The sequence below is a fragment of the Microvirga sp. jy35 genome (genome assembly GCF_056148915.1).
Genome location: NZ_JBWBEW010000003.1, coordinates 112026 through 125277, shown reverse-complemented (window position 1 = coordinate 125277; position 13252 = coordinate 112026). Strand labels below are relative to the sequence as shown.

Genomic DNA, 13252 nt, shown 5'->3' with positions numbered 1-13252 from the left:
GTTGGGACCCATCCGATGGGCTTGGCACCACGTTTCCGGCAGCGTCAGAAAAGCCGTTGGCGTTTGGCGCGAGGGCGACTACATAAGGGCAGCGCCGGTGCAGGCGCGAATCCCAAAGGTATGATCGATGTCTGCTTTGTCTGAGACGTGGCAGGTCACCCCGAAGCAGGTGAACCTCGACCTCGACGGCGATACCCTGCGCGAAGAATGCGGCGTCTTCGGCATCTACGGGCACCCGGACGCAGCGGCCATCACGGCGCTTGGCCTCCATGCCCTGCAGCACCGCGGGCAGGAAGCAGCCGGCATCGTCACCTTCAACGGATCGGTCTTCAATTCCGAGCGCAGGCTCGGCCTCGTGGGAGACAACTTCTCCGACCGGGCGACCATCGAGCGCCTGGAAGGCATCTCGGCCATCGGCCACACCCGCTACTCGACCACCGGCGAGACGGTGCTGCGCAACGTGCAGCCGCTTTTCGCCGAGCTTGACGGCGGCGGCTTCGCGGTGGCCCACAACGGCAACCTGACCAACGGCCTGACCCTGCGCCGCAACCTGATCCGCGACGGCGCCATCTGCCAGTCCACCACGGATACGGAGGTGATCGTCCACCTCGTGGCCCGCAGCCGCAAGGACCGGGTCATCGACCGCTTCGTCGAGGCGATCCAGAAGATCGAGGGCGCCTTCGCCCTGGTGGCGCTCACCAACAAGAAGCTGATCGGCGCCCGTGACCCCTTGGGGATCCGCCCGCTGGTGCTGGGCGAGCTCGACGGCCGCTACATCCTCGCCTCCGAGACCTGCGCCCTCGACATCATCGGCGCCCGCTTCGTCCGCGACATCGAGAACGGCGAATGCGTGGTGATCTCGGATGAAGGCATCGAGTCCTTCCGCTACGCGCCGGAGGTGCCCCCCCGCCCCGACATCTTCGAGTACATCTACTTCGCCCGGCCCGATTCCGTCGTGAACGGCCGCAGCGTCTATGAAATCCGCAAGGGCATGGGCCGGGAGCTGGCCCTCGAATCCCCTGCCGATGCGGACGTGGTGATCCCGGTGCCGGATTCCGGCGTGCCGGCTGCGCTCGGCTATGCCCAGACCTGCGGGCTGCCCTACGAGCTCGGCATCATCCGCAACCATTATGTCGGCCGCACCTTCATCCAGCCGACCCAGTCGGTGCGCGAGCTCGGCGTTCGCATGAAGCACTCGGCCAATCGCGCGGCCATCGCCGGCAAGCGCATCGTGCTCGTGGACGACAGCCTCGTGCGCGGCACCACCTCGGTGAAGATCGTCCGCATGATGCGCGAGGCCGGGGCCAAGGAGGTCCACTTCCGCATTTCCAGCCCGCCGATCACGCACCCGGACTTCTACGGCATCGACACGCCGGAGAAGGAGAAGCTGCTCGCCGCCACCCATGACCTGGAGCAGATGCGCCAGTACATCGGGGCGGATACGCTCGCCTTCCTGTCCATCGAGGGCGTCTACCGGGCCATGGGCGAGACGGGCCGCAACGCCGCACAGCCCCAGTTCACCGACCATTGCTTCACGGGCGATTACCCGACGCCGCTGACGGACCTCACCGTCGCCACCCCGCGCCGTCTCGCGGTTCTCGCCGAAGCCGACTGAGGAACCATGGACAAGCCTCTCCAGAACCGCGTCGCGGTCGTCACCGGCGCTTCGCGCGGCATCGGCCGCGCGGCGGCGCTCGCCCTGGCCGAGGCCGGCGCGCATGTGATCGCGCTGGCCCGCACCCAGGGCGCGCTCGAATCCCTCGACGACGAGATCCGGGCCAAGGGCGGCTCGGCCACCCTGGTGCCGGTGAACCTGAAGGACCTCGAGGCACTCGACCGCTTGGGTGCTGCGATCCACGAGCGCTGGGGCAAGCTCGACATCCTGCTCGGCAATGCGGGCCAGCTCGGCGAGCTGGCGCCGATCGCCCATATCGACCAGCCGGTCTGGGACGAGGTGATGGCGGTGAACGTCACGGCCAATTACCGCCTGATCCGCTCCCTCGACCCGCTGCTGCGCGCCTCCGACGCCGGCCGTGCGATCTTCATCACGTCTGGCGCCGCCCACAAGCACAAGGCCTATTGGGGCGTGTATGCGGTCTCGAAGGCAGCGCTCGAGGCCCTGGTGCGCACCTACGCGGCCGAGACGGTGACGACGCCGGTCAAGGTCATGCTCCTCAACCCCGGCCCCTTGCGCACCAACATGCGCCGCGCCGCCATGCCGGGAGAGGATCCGCTGACCCTCAAGACGCCGGAAGAGCTCGCGCCGCACATCGTGAAGCTCGCCCTGCCCGCCTGGGCCGAGACAGGCAGGATCTACGACTTCACACAGGACGGCAAAGTCATCGAGCCGCAGCCGCCGGCCTGATCACCCGAAGCGGCCGACCATCTCCCGGCGCACCCGGACGGCAAGCCTCTCCGCATCCAAGGCCACGTCGCCCTCCGTCACCACCGCGCCCGCGGCCACGTCGCGGGTGAGGCGCACCCCATGGGCGAGGCCGATGGGCAGCATGCGCGCCGACTTGCTGCGGGAGGCTGCTGCAAGGCGGCCATAGACCGTGTAGCCACCCTCCCCGTCCAGCATCTCGCCCGCCTTGAGGTCCCGCTTGGCCACCGCCACCGCGTCGCCGCGCCAGGATCGGGTCGAGCCCGTCGGCTCCCCGCGCAGGGCCGCGCTGAGCACGGAGATCGACAGCTCCAGGCCGATCAGGTGAAAGGGCTTGTACATGGCCGCATAGCGGCCGGTTGAATCCGTCGGCAGGCCGTACTGCCTGAAGCAGGCCGCTGCGTAGTCGTTCGGCGCCTTGAGCACGACATAGACGCCCCAGCGCAGATCCCGGAACACCGGCCGCCCGTCCCGCTCAAGGGAGGACACCACCTCCACCATGCCGTCGCGGTCGAGCTGCCCGCCGATGCCGCGGGGGCGCAGGGTCTGGGCGAGATCGTCGACCCCGCAGGGCGGAAAGCGCAGGCCCTCCTCCGGCACGTCAAGGTCGCAGGCATTGGCGATGGCCGCCATCTCGATGGCGGACTTGGTGCCGTCCAGAAACGAGTTGAACATCTGCGGGTTCATGCCCCCGGCCTTGGCCTGTTCAGGGGTGAGGCCGTAATGGGTCCAGACATCGTCCGGCGTGACCTGATGGTAGTGCGGCAGGTACTTGGTGCCCTTGCCGGCCGCCGCCACGGTGAAGCCGGCAGCCCTGGCCCAGTCGACCATCTCGGCCACCAGCGCCGGCTGGTCGCCATAGGCCATGGAGTAGACCACGCCCCGCTCCCGCGCCTTCTCGGCCAGCAGCGGCCCCGCCAGCACATCCGCCTCAACGTTGACCATGACGATGTGCCGGCCCGCCTCGATGGCGCTGAGCGCATGGCGGATGCCGGCCTCCGGATGTCCCGTGGCCTCGATCACAACCTCGACGTCATCCGCCCCGCAGGCCTCGAGCCCTTCGGCCACGAAGCGCGTGCCGGCCATCCGCGCCTCGTCCCAGCCGACGGTGCGACAGGCCTGCCTGGCCCGGTCCGGGTCGAGATCGGCGATCACCGCGACCTCCAGCCCCGCAATGGTCGGCACCTGGGCGAGGAACATGGAGCCGAACTTGCCCGCGCCGATCAGGGCCACGCGAACGGGTCTGCCGGTGTCGGAGCGCTGGCGAAGCAATGCGGACAGGTTCATGGGGCGTGGCCTCTCGTCTCGGGCTTTCCTCGGTCGTCAAGGCTCGAAGCTGCCGCCCCCTCTGTCAACAGGCTAACCCTAACGCGCATGGCTTCGCCGCTTTCGTTAGGTAATAGCATTATGTTAATCACCATCCGCTCTTATTCGATGCTGATTCGACCAAGGGGCAGAATCCATTTGAGGACGACCACATGAGCACCAAGATGATTTCCCGGACCGGCTGGACACTCCCGAGCGCCGGCGCAGGACAAGATGCCCTCTGGGGTGCAGCCGCAGCGGCTCTCCCTCCCTTCGGAACGCCCGGAAACGACATCCTCAAGGGCACCAGCCGCATGGACGGGTTCTACGGCCAAGGAGGCAACGACGTGATCTACGGCCGAGGCGGCAGGGACGCCCTTGCGGGCGGTGCCGGCAACGACAAGCTCTATGGCGGCACCGGCCCGGACGGCTTCTTTTTCGACACCAAGCTGAACGCCAGGACCAATGTCGACAAGATCATGGATTTCAAGGCGGCGGACGATACGATCAGCCTGTCCCGTGCAGTCTTTTCCAAGATCGCCCGTGGCGCGCTGAAGGAGACCGCGTTCCATCTCGGCGCGAAGGCTCACGACAAGGATGACCGGATCATCTACGACAAAAAAACCGGCTCCCTTTACTACGACAAGGACGGCATCGGCGGCGCTTCGCAGGTCAAGTTCGCTATCCTGGCCAACAAAACCACCATCGCACACGACGACTTCTCCATCGTCTGACGCGTCCGAAAGGATATGGGACAAGCCCCTCCGGTGCCGGAGGGGCTTTTTTGTTGGACGCTCGCAGCGAAGGACGCACGACAGCCGGCCCAAATCCTTGCCTCACCGCCTCAGGATCGCCTCGAAGCTGGTGCGCTGGGCGATCCAGAACTCCCGGTGCTGGTGCATGTCCTCGAGCACCGCGTCCGCAAAGCGCTTGCGGTCCTCGAAATAGCACGGCGGGCCATAGCCGCCCTGGCAGCGGCCCTGGTCGCGGCACCGGCGCCGGCGGCAGGTGGACGGCACCTGGATGACGTCGGCGAGGCGCCTTAAGGCATCGTCGGCATCGGGCATGCGCTCAAGGATGGTGCGAACACGGCTCATGATGAAACCTCGTGCAGAAATGGCTTATCTGAAATGTTTGGGAAAAGGCATGACCTTTCGGGCCCAGGAGCCGTTTCGGCTCCGAGCCTTTGAGGCAATCGAGGGTGGCGCGATGGGCAGCCCGGCTCGATGTGTGATGGTGAAGGGAAGAGCCAGGATGCCTCTTCGCGCACGGCTTGTTTAGGCGTTCAGGCGAGACCAGCCCGGTAACCGCTCCAGGCGGGGTCCGTCTGCTCGACCGGGGCCTGGAGCCGATTCCGACTACCGGCCCACAGCCTGGGCCTCCTGTCGGTGCCGCTTGCGAGGCTGCACCACAGGACCGTGCCTGCCTCCACACTGCGACGCCTCGCGAGCGCGCCCCTCGATAGAGGCAGGTCTAGGGCAATGATATAGCTGGGGTTAGGAGGATTGTCAAGAACAAAATAAGAACAGCACTCCTGAAGGGCACCAGCATTGGCAATTAGTGAAAGGTCGAAGGTGGCGTAAAACCGCTTGCATACAACCTTAACGCGCATGCAAATGATATTACGTTTAAAACGTGATATAATAAAATGTCCTTAGCTCTTCCGCCTGATCCTTCTCTAATAAACGTAGACCAGTTCATCGCCTATTGGCAGGGACGCGAAGGCGGGCAGGAGCGTGCCAATTACCAGCTCTTTCTGATCAGACTCTGCCGCCTGCTGAATCTGCCGGAGCCCGAGGCTGCCGACGCGACACACGAGAACAACGACTACGTGTTCGAGCGCGTGGTGCGAAAGCAGTGCGATGACGAGAAAAGCCTTGGACGCATCGATCTCTACAGGCGCGGCTCCTTCGTGCTGGAGGCCAAGCAGAGCCGCCTGAAGGGTGGCAAGAAGGAAGTGGCCGGAACTGCGGATCTGTTCGGCTTCGAACTGCCGGACGGTGAGCGCGGCAAGCGCGGCGCAGACCGCGCTTGGGACGCGTTGATGAAGAATGCCAAGCGCCAGGCGGAGGATTACGCCCGGGCGCTACCTACGTCCCACGGATGGCCGCCCTTCATCCTCGTCTGCGACGTCGGCCACTGCATCGAGGTGTTTGCGGATTTCTCGGGCCAGGGCAAGAACTACACGCAGTTCCCCGACCGCCAGGGCTTTCGCATTTATCTGGAGGATCTGCGCAAGGCCGAGGTGCGCGAGCGGTTGCAGCGCATCTGGCTCGACCCGCACTCACTCGACCCCACCCGCATCGCCGCCAAGGCCACGCGCGAAATCGCCGAGCGGCTGGCCGCCGTATCAAAGGCGCTTGAAGCGAAGAGCTATCCGGCGGAGGACGTGGCGCTGTTCCTCATGCGCTGCCTCTTCACGATGTTTGCAGAGGATGTGGGTCTCCTGCCGGAGGACTCATTCAAGGGGCTGCTGGAGGAATGCCGCAAGGATCCCAAGAAATTTGTGCCCTGGTGGAGGATCTCTCGCGCAGCATGAATGCAGGTGTGTTTGCCGCCTCGATCCGCGAGCGGGTGCTGCGCTTCAACGGCAATCTCTTTGCCGATGCACGCGCCCTGCCCCTGGCGGTCGAAGAAATTGGCGAACTCGCCGTCGCTGCCGGCAAGAACTGGCGCGAGGTGGAGCCCGCGATCTTCGGCACGCTCCTCGAACAGGCCCTCGACAAGAACGAGCGCAGGCGCCTCGGCGCCCATTACACGCCCCGCACCTATGTGGAGCGTCTCGTCGTCGCCACCGTCATCGAGCCCCTGCGGGAGGATTGGCGACAGGTGCAATCCATCGCCGAAGCCAAGCGCGAGGCCGGTGACCTCAAGGGCGCAGCGGAGGAGGTGCGCGCCTTCCACGCCAGGCTCTGCAAGATCGAAGTGCTCGACCCTGCCTGCGGCACTGGCAACTTCCTTTATGTCTCGCTTGAGCTGATGAAGCGGTTGGAAGGCGAAGTGCTGGAAGCCCTCGTCGATCTCGGCGGGCAGGAGGTGCTCACAGGCCTTGAGGCGCACAATGTCGACCCGCACCAGTTCCTCGGCCTGGAGTTGAACCCGCGCGCTGCGGCGATTGCTGAACTCGTGCTCTGGATCGGCTATCTGCAATGGCATTTCCGCACGAAAGGTGGTGTGCCGTCAGAGCCGATCCTGAAGGCGTTCAAAAATATCGAGGTCAAGAACGCTGTGCTCACCTGGGATGGCTACCCGCTGCCCGTCGTGCGCGACGGGATGGAGAGCTATCCGAACCCGCGCCGTCCCATCTGGCCAGAGGCGGATTTCATTGTCGGTAATCCGCCGTTTATTGGTGGCAAGTTTCTTCGGGCTCGACTAGGCGATCCATATATTGAAGCGCTCTGGGCAGCACACAAGCATGTCAACGAGAGTGCGGATTTTGTGATGTACTGGTGGGACCGTGCAGCGGAAATCCTCATTTCCAAGAGCACGCGATTGCGCCGCTTCGGATTCATTACCACGAACTCAATCACACAAGAATTTTCGTTTCGTATCGTGTCATCAAGAAGCGCATGGAGGCTAAGGTGCCCCTTTCGCTCTTGATGGCGGTTCCGGATCACCCCTGGACTAAGGCAACTAAAGATGCGGCGTCTGTCCGTATTGCTATGACAGTAGCGGCAAGAGGGAAGCACGATGGCGCCTTGCGCAAAGTGGTACGGGAGGAGGGGCTCGATACAGATACACCATTGGTGGAATTCACGGAGCGCATAGGCCGCGTAAATGCTGATTTATCGATTGGAACAGATCTCACCTTATCAGTGCCACTACGTGCTAATGAGGGGTTGAGCTCTCCTGGGGTGAAGCTCCATGGCGCAGGTTTCATTATCACGCCACATGAAGCTGAGCATCTTGGACGTGGCAAACGCCCCGATCTACACAAATATATTCGACCTTATCGCAACGGTCGCGATCTGATGGCGGCCCCGCGTGGCATGATGGTGATCGATCTTCTCGGCCTCGAGGCCGATGAGGTGCGCAGATTATATCCCGAAGTCTACCAGCATGTGCTCGCATCGGTGAAGCCTGAGCGGGATTTGAACAATCGCGAAGCCTACCGCACTAATTGGTGGCTCTTCGGCGAACCTCGTCGTGAAATGCGTCCAGCCCTTGCTGAGCTTTCCCGCTTTCTTGCCACACCGGTTACTTCTAAGCACCGCCTATTTCAGTTTTTGGAACAAGAGATTTTATCGGACGACGCTCTGATATGTATCGCTACTGCTGATGCATATCATCTCGGGATTTTATCATCGAGCATTCATGCACTGTGGGCGTTAGCACAAGGTGCGGACCTTGGGCCGACACCACGCTATCTCAAATCCCGTTGCTTCGATCCCTTTCCCTTCCCAATCTGCGAAAATGCGTTGAAGATACGCGTCCGCACAGTCGCTGAAGAGCTAGACGCATTCCGTAAAGCTCGCCAGGAAGAGCAACCTAAGCTCACGCTGACACAGATGTACAATGTGCTGGAAAAGCTGAAAGCCGGCGCAGCTCTGGATGCGGACGAGGAGCGCATCAAGAACGACGGGTTCATCCTGATCCTAAAGGAGTTGCACGAGAAGCTCGATGCCCTCGTGTTCCAAGCCTATGGCTGGCCGCAGGACCTCTCGGACGAAGAGATCCTGTCCCGCCTCGTGGCGTTGAACGCCGAGCGCGCGGCGGAGGAGAGGCGCGGGATCGTTCATTGGCTGCGGCCCGACTACCAGATCCCCCGCTTCGGACGCGGCGCGGACAAGCAGGCGGCTGCCGAAGCCGGTGCACAGACCACTGTCGAGTTGGTCGTGCCGGAGAAGGGGCAGAAGCGCTCCTTCCCTGCCAGCGCCATCGAACAGGCCGCGGAGGTCTTCGCGGCGCTTGCCGCCGCGCGCGGCCCGGTGGACGCTGCGACGATCGCCGCCACCTACAAGCAGGGCAAGAAGGCGGAGCCGAAGATCGCCGCCATCCTCACCGCCGCCGCTCGCATCGGCGAAGTCTCAACCCTGGACGGGGGCAGGACCTTCCAGTTCAGGCGTGTGGCTTAAGCCCTCCTGGCCCGGAGGGGCGTTCTCGCGAACGGATGATCCCCGGAAGGCGCCCGCGTAGGCGCCCTCCCCGCCACGCCTATCGCGTGATCACCACCTCGAGATATTCGCTCGGCACCACCATGGTGTCGTCGCCCGAGCGGTTGAACTCCGCGATGAGCCAGAGGATGTCCTTGCTCAGCGCCGCCTGGGCCTCGGGCTGGAGCGCCGCGAAGGTCTTGAGGACCGGGCCGTAGAAGGTCCTGAACACCTCAAGGCAATGCTCGGGGGAGCGGTAGCGGAACACGAAGTGTTTCCGGCGCGCCTGGATGGAGGCCGCACCGACGCCGAACAGGTGGTCGAGGTGCTCGCGCTGACCCCACAGGGAGGGCGGGCGCATGCCGGCCGGCGGGGGCATGTGCCGGCCGATGGTCTTGAACAGCTGGCCGATGAAGCCGTCGGGCGTCCAGTTGGCGAGGCCGATCCTGCCGCCCTTCCGGCACACGCGCATCAGCTCGGAGGCCGCGCGCTCCTGATCGGGGGTGAACATCACCCCGAAGGTGGACACGACCACGTCGAAGCTCTCATCCGCGAACGGCAGGGCCTCGGCGTCCGCCGTCTGGACGGTCAGGGGCAGACGTTCGGCCTCGGCCCTCTCCCGGGCGCGGACGAGGAGCGCCGGCACGTAATCGGTGGCGACCACGTCGCACCAGCGGCGGGCTGCGGCGAGCGACACGTTGCCGTTGCCGGCGGCCACATCGAGCACGCGCTGTCCGGCGCGCAGGTCGATGGCCTCGCACAATTCCTCGCCGACGATCTGAAGGGTCGTTCCGACGACGGCGTAGTCGCCCGACGACCACGCGCCCTGCTGGCGGGCCTTGATGGCGGCGAGGTCCGGTTGGACGGGTTGGGTTTCCTGGTTTATCGTGACAGCGGCATCAGCCATGACGGCCTCCCTGGGGTTGGATGGGCCTGTCCTTCGGTGTCTGTGACCGCGAGGACCGATCCATTGGCGAGACCGTAGCGGCCACACGTGGAGGAGAACGTGGGAGGCAGCGTGGGAGCGTCCGTGGAATCGACGCAGACCGCAGACATAGCCAGCGCTGCGCCCGTCACCGTGCGGATGCTCGGGCCGCTCACCGTCACGCGCGGCGATGGGCCGATCCCGCTCCCGGCCTCGCGCAAGGTGCGCGCCCTCTTCGCCTATCTCGCTCTCGCGCCCCATGCGGTCACGCGCAGCCATCTCTGCGAGCTGCTCTGGGACGTGCCGAACGATCCGCGCGGCGAGCTGCGCTGGTCCTTGAGCAAGATCCGGCGCCTCGTGGGACAAGCCGGAAAGATCATGACGGACAGGGACACGGTGAGCCTCGACCTGGCGGGCTGCTCCGTCGACGCCCTGCAGCTCGAGGGAATTGCCGCGCAGGGCGTCGCGGCCCAGCCCCTGCCGGCCCTGTGGCGCATGGCCGACGGCTTCGCGGGCGAGCTTCTGGACGGCTTCGAGCTCGACCGCAGCCCCGCCTTCAGCGCCTGGCTCGTGGCGCAGCGCCGCCGGTTCAGGAGCATCCAGACCGGGGTGCTGGAGCATCTCGTCGATCACCTCTCCGAGGCGGAGGCCGGGCGTTATCTCGAATTGTGGGCGGCGCTCTGCCCCCTCGACGAGCGCGTCCACGGGCGGCTTCTGCGCATGCTCGCGCGCCAGCAGCGGGTTCAGGAGGGCAAGGACCATCTCGAGGCCGTCACCCGGCTGTTCCATGCGGAAGGGCTTGAGAGCGCGCCCCTGCGTCAGGCCTGGCGGGAGGCCTTGGCCGAGCCCCCTCGCCCGGTTCCGGCCCAGGCGATCGTCGCGGCCACGCCCCCGGCTGTCGACGAGGCGCCCGCTCCGGCGCGTCACGGCTCCATCGCGGTCATGCCCTTCGCGGACGAATCCGCCGCGCCGCGCATGCGCGGCGGCGTGGCGGACGCCCTCGTGCACGACGTGATCACGCGGCTCGCGAAACTCCGCAGCCTCTTCGTCATCTCGCAGGGCTCGACCTTCGCGCTGCACGAGCGGAACGTCGCCCCGGACGAGGCCGGACGGCTCCTGAACGTGGACTACGTGGTCAGCGGCTCGATCCGCCGCAGCGCGGGCCATCTCGCCGTGCAGGTGGAGCTCGCCGAGGTGCGCACCGGGCGGATCGTCTGGGCAGACATCCTCAGCCATTCCATCGACGACGCCTTTCTGGTGCTCGACGAGATCGGCAACCGGATCGTGGCAACGGTCGCCAGCGAGATCGAGACGGTGGAGCGCAACCGCGCCATCCTTAAAGCCCCCAATTCGCTAGATGCCTGGGAGGCGCATCATCGCGGCCTCTGGCACATGTACCGGTTCAACAAACCGGACAACGATGCGGCTCAAGCCTTCTTCGCGCAGGCGCTCGCCATCGACCCGACCTTCGCCCGCGCCTATGCGGGCCTGTCGTTCACGCATTTCCAGAACGCCTTCCAGGGCTGGGCCGAGCGCAAGTCGGAAGTCGACCACGCGCTCAGGGCCGCAGGCCAGGGCCTGATGATCGACGACCGCGATCCCGCCGCCCACTGGGCAATGGGGCGGGCCCTGTGGCTGCGCGGAAGCTTCGAGCAGACCCTCCGGGAGCTGGAGACCAGCGTGGATCTCTCCCCGAACTTCGCCCAGGGCCACTACACCCTGGGCTTCGTCCACTCCCAGGCGGGAGATCCGGAGACGGCGATTGCGGCCGCGGACCAGTCGCGCCGCTTGAGCCCCTACGATCCGCTGCTGTTCGGCATGCTGGGCTCCCGCGCCATGGCCCTCATCCGGCTGGGCCGGTTCGAGGAAGCGGCTGTCTGCGGGATGAACGCGGCGAGCCGGCCGAACGCGCACGCTCACATCGCGGCGATCGCGGCGCTCGCCCTCTCGTTCGCCGGGCGGCTCAATGAGGCCCGGGACACTCTCGCCGGCATCCGCGCCACCCTGCCCGGCTACGGGTTAAGCCATTTCCTGAGCGCCATGCAGCTCGGACCGGACGACCAGGCCCTGTTCCGCGAGGCCGCCCGCCGGATCGGCATGGACGGCTAGGAACGCCGTCACCCGGCCCGCCGCATCGCCCGCTCCAGCACCGCGAACACCCGCTCATCCCTGCATTGGGCCACGTTGAAGCGCATGAAGCTTTTCGCCGATTGCGCGGGGCTGAAGACGTTGCCGGGGGCGAGCACGACATCCTCGTCGAGCGCGTGGCGGGCGATTGCTGCGGCGTCGAGATCGTCGGGCAGGCGGCACCAGAGGAGCATGCCGGCCTTCGGGACGATCCAGGGTTCGATGCCCAGCCGCCCAAGGCGCGGGATGACGGACGCCATGCTTTTGGCGAGCCGCGCGCACAAGGCATCCAGGTGCCGGCGATAGCCGGCGCTGCCGAGGACGCCGACGACCAGCTCCTCCGACAGGCGGTGGCTGGAAAATCCGGCCGCGATCCTCAGGTCCGTAAGCTTGTCGATCCAGTCCGGTCTCGCGGCGATGTAGCCGCAGCGGAATGAGGCCGAGAGGGTTTTGGAGAAGCTTCCGATGCGCACCACCCGCTCGAAGCCGTCGAGGGCAGCCAGACGTGGCGCGGGCTCGTGCTCGAAATCGGCGAAGATGTCGTCCTCGACCACGGTCAGGCCGTGATGCTCGGTGAGCTTCAGGAGGCGGTGCGCCGTGACGGTGGAGAGGGCGGCGCCCGTCGGGTTGTGCAGGCCGGAATTGGTAATGTAGAGGCGCGGCTTGTGCAGGCCAAGCGCCTGCTCGAACGCAGCGAGATCCGGGCCTGACGGCGTGAAGGGCACTCCCACCACGGTGACCTGATGGGCGCGCAGCAGGGCCAGGAAGTTGAAGTAGCAGGGGTCGTCCACCAGCACCGTGTCGCCGGGCTGGAGCAGCAGCCGGCACACGAGGTCGATGGCCTGGGTGCCGGAATCGGCCAGGAGGATCCCGTCGGGCGCGGCCACGATCCCCTGTTCCGCCAGACGGCGCGAGAGGAAGGCGCGCAATGGGGCGAGGCCGAGCGGCGTGCCGTAGTCGGTGAGGCTCGTCACGTCCTTCGTGCGGGCCAGGCCGCGCAGGGCGCGGCGGATCTCATCCTCGGGCATCCAGGCGCCCGGCAGCCAGCCGCAGCCGGGCTTGAGCACCTCACTGCGCGCCTCCAGGGATTGCCGGGAGACCCAGAACGGATCCACCGCCCGGTCGAGGCGCGGGGCGAGCTCGGCGAGCGACAGGGGCGCAAGCGCCGCCGCGCTGTAGAAGCCGGAGCCGGGCCGCGAGCGGATGACGCCCTCGGCGGCGAGCCGCTCGTAGGCCTCCACCACGGTGGATTTCGACACCTGCATGGTTTGCGCTAGCGCCCGGATGGACGGGAGCTTGCCGCCCGGCGCCAGGGAGCGGCTGGCGATCCGGTGGCGGATCGCCGCCATGACGCGCTCGACCAGGGTGCCGTTGCGGTTGGTGAGGGTGAGATCGTCCACTGTACCGGCCGTCTTTCCA

11 protein-coding genes are annotated in these 13252 nt (G+C 65.9%); 7 read left to right on the top strand and 4 right to left on the bottom strand.

Features of this window, described 5'->3' with window-relative positions; translation table 11 throughout:
* Window positions 1-127: 127 nt before the first annotated feature.
* Complete coding sequence (gene purF / locus AC0QTX_RS03895; RefSeq protein WP_474602512.1) at window positions 128-1615, top strand: amidophosphoribosyltransferase; 1488 nt, start codon at window positions 128-130, stop codon at window positions 1613-1615.
* 6 nt (window positions 1616-1621) lie between these two features.
* The gene (locus AC0QTX_RS03890; RefSeq protein ID WP_474602511.1) at window positions 1622-2365 is read left to right on the top strand and encodes an SDR family NAD(P)-dependent oxidoreductase; all 744 of its coding nucleotides are present in this window, start codon (window positions 1622-1624) and stop codon (window positions 2363-2365) included.
* Here the strand turns inward: AC0QTX_RS03890 and AC0QTX_RS03885 are convergent, their stop codons facing one another.
* A complete protein-coding gene (locus tag AC0QTX_RS03885) occupies window positions 2366-3670 on the bottom strand; it encodes an NAD(P)H-dependent oxidoreductase (RefSeq protein ID WP_474602510.1) in 1305 nt (434 codons plus the stop codon).
* Window positions 3671-3861: 191 nt separating this feature from the next.
* Between AC0QTX_RS03885 and AC0QTX_RS03880 the strand changes: the two genes are divergently transcribed.
* The gene (locus tag AC0QTX_RS03880) at window positions 3862-4422 is read left to right on the top strand and encodes a hypothetical protein (RefSeq protein WP_474602509.1); all 561 of its coding nucleotides are present in this window, start codon (window positions 3862-3864) and stop codon (window positions 4420-4422) included.
* A gap of 102 nt (window positions 4423-4524) precedes the next feature.
* Here the strand turns inward: AC0QTX_RS03880 and AC0QTX_RS03875 are convergent, their stop codons facing one another.
* Window positions 4525-4785, bottom strand: a complete 261-nt coding sequence (locus AC0QTX_RS03875; RefSeq protein WP_474602508.1) for a hypothetical protein — start codon at window positions 4783-4785, stop codon at window positions 4525-4527.
* A 551-nt stretch (window positions 4786-5336) separates the two neighbouring features.
* Here AC0QTX_RS03875 and AC0QTX_RS03870 point away from each other — a divergent pair.
* From AC0QTX_RS03870 to AC0QTX_RS03860, 3 genes are read left to right on the top strand one after another with little or no spacing between them, the layout of a single operon-like run.
* Window positions 5337-6227 (top strand): type IIL restriction-modification enzyme MmeI, encoded by an 891-nt coding sequence (locus tag AC0QTX_RS03870; RefSeq protein WP_474602507.1) that lies wholly within the window; start codon window positions 5337-5339, stop codon window positions 6225-6227.
* Window positions 6224-7288 (top strand): DNA methyltransferase, encoded by a 1065-nt coding sequence (locus tag AC0QTX_RS03865; RefSeq protein ID WP_474602506.1) that lies wholly within the window; start codon window positions 6224-6226, stop codon window positions 7286-7288. The genes AC0QTX_RS03870 and AC0QTX_RS03865 overlap by 4 nt, the downstream gene beginning before the upstream one ends.
* The gene (locus tag AC0QTX_RS03860) at window positions 7270-8763 is read left to right on the top strand and encodes a type IIL restriction-modification enzyme MmeI (protein ID WP_474602505.1); all 1494 of its coding nucleotides are present in this window, start codon (window positions 7270-7272) and stop codon (window positions 8761-8763) included. Before AC0QTX_RS03865 ends, AC0QTX_RS03860 begins: the two co-directional genes overlap by 19 nt.
* Window positions 8764-8842: 79 nt before the next feature.
* On the opposite strand, the gene AC0QTX_RS03855 is transcribed toward AC0QTX_RS03860, so the two are convergent.
* Complete coding sequence (locus AC0QTX_RS03855; RefSeq protein ID WP_474602504.1) at window positions 8843-9688, bottom strand: class I SAM-dependent methyltransferase; 846 nt, start codon at window positions 9686-9688, stop codon at window positions 8843-8845.
* 123 nt (window positions 9689-9811) lie between these two features.
* On the opposite strand from AC0QTX_RS03855, the gene AC0QTX_RS03850 reads away from it, so the two are divergent.
* Window positions 9812-11815: a transcriptional regulator gene (locus tag AC0QTX_RS03850; RefSeq protein ID WP_474602503.1), complete on the top strand. Its 2004-nt coding sequence runs from the start codon at window positions 9812-9814 to the stop codon at window positions 11813-11815.
* 8 nt (window positions 11816-11823) lie between these two features.
* On the opposite strand, the gene AC0QTX_RS03845 is transcribed toward AC0QTX_RS03850, so the two are convergent.
* Window positions 11824-13233, bottom strand: a complete 1410-nt coding sequence (locus AC0QTX_RS03845) for an aminotransferase-like domain-containing protein (RefSeq protein ID WP_474602502.1) — start codon at window positions 13231-13233, stop codon at window positions 11824-11826.
* Window positions 13234-13252 lie beyond the last annotated feature (19 nt).

Coding starts and splice junctions, on each gene's coding strand:
- AC0QTX_RS03880 (WP_474602509.1), top strand. CDS start 3,862: ATGAGCACCAAGATGATTTCCCGGACCGGCTGGACACTCCCGAGCGCC.
- AC0QTX_RS03865 (WP_474602506.1), top strand. CDS start 6,224: ATGAATGCAGGTGTGTTTGCCGCCTCGATCCGCGAGCGGGTGCTGCGC.
- AC0QTX_RS03890 (WP_474602511.1), top strand. CDS start 1,622: ATGGACAAGCCTCTCCAGAACCGCGTCGCGGTCGTCACCGGCGCTTCG.
- purF (WP_474602512.1), top strand. CDS start 128: ATGTCTGCTTTGTCTGAGACGTGGCAGGTCACCCCGAAGCAGGTGAAC.
- AC0QTX_RS03885 (WP_474602510.1), bottom strand. CDS start 3,670: ATGAACCTGTCCGCATTGCTTCGCCAGCGCTCCGACACCGGCAGACCC.
- AC0QTX_RS03875 (WP_474602508.1), bottom strand. CDS start 4,785: ATGAGCCGTGTTCGCACCATCCTTGAGCGCATGCCCGATGCCGACGAT.
- AC0QTX_RS03855 (WP_474602504.1), bottom strand. CDS start 9,688: ATGGCTGATGCCGCTGTCACGATAAACCAGGAAACCCAACCCGTCCAA.
- AC0QTX_RS03870 (WP_474602507.1), top strand. CDS start 5,337: ATGTCCTTAGCTCTTCCGCCTGATCCTTCTCTAATAAACGTAGACCAG.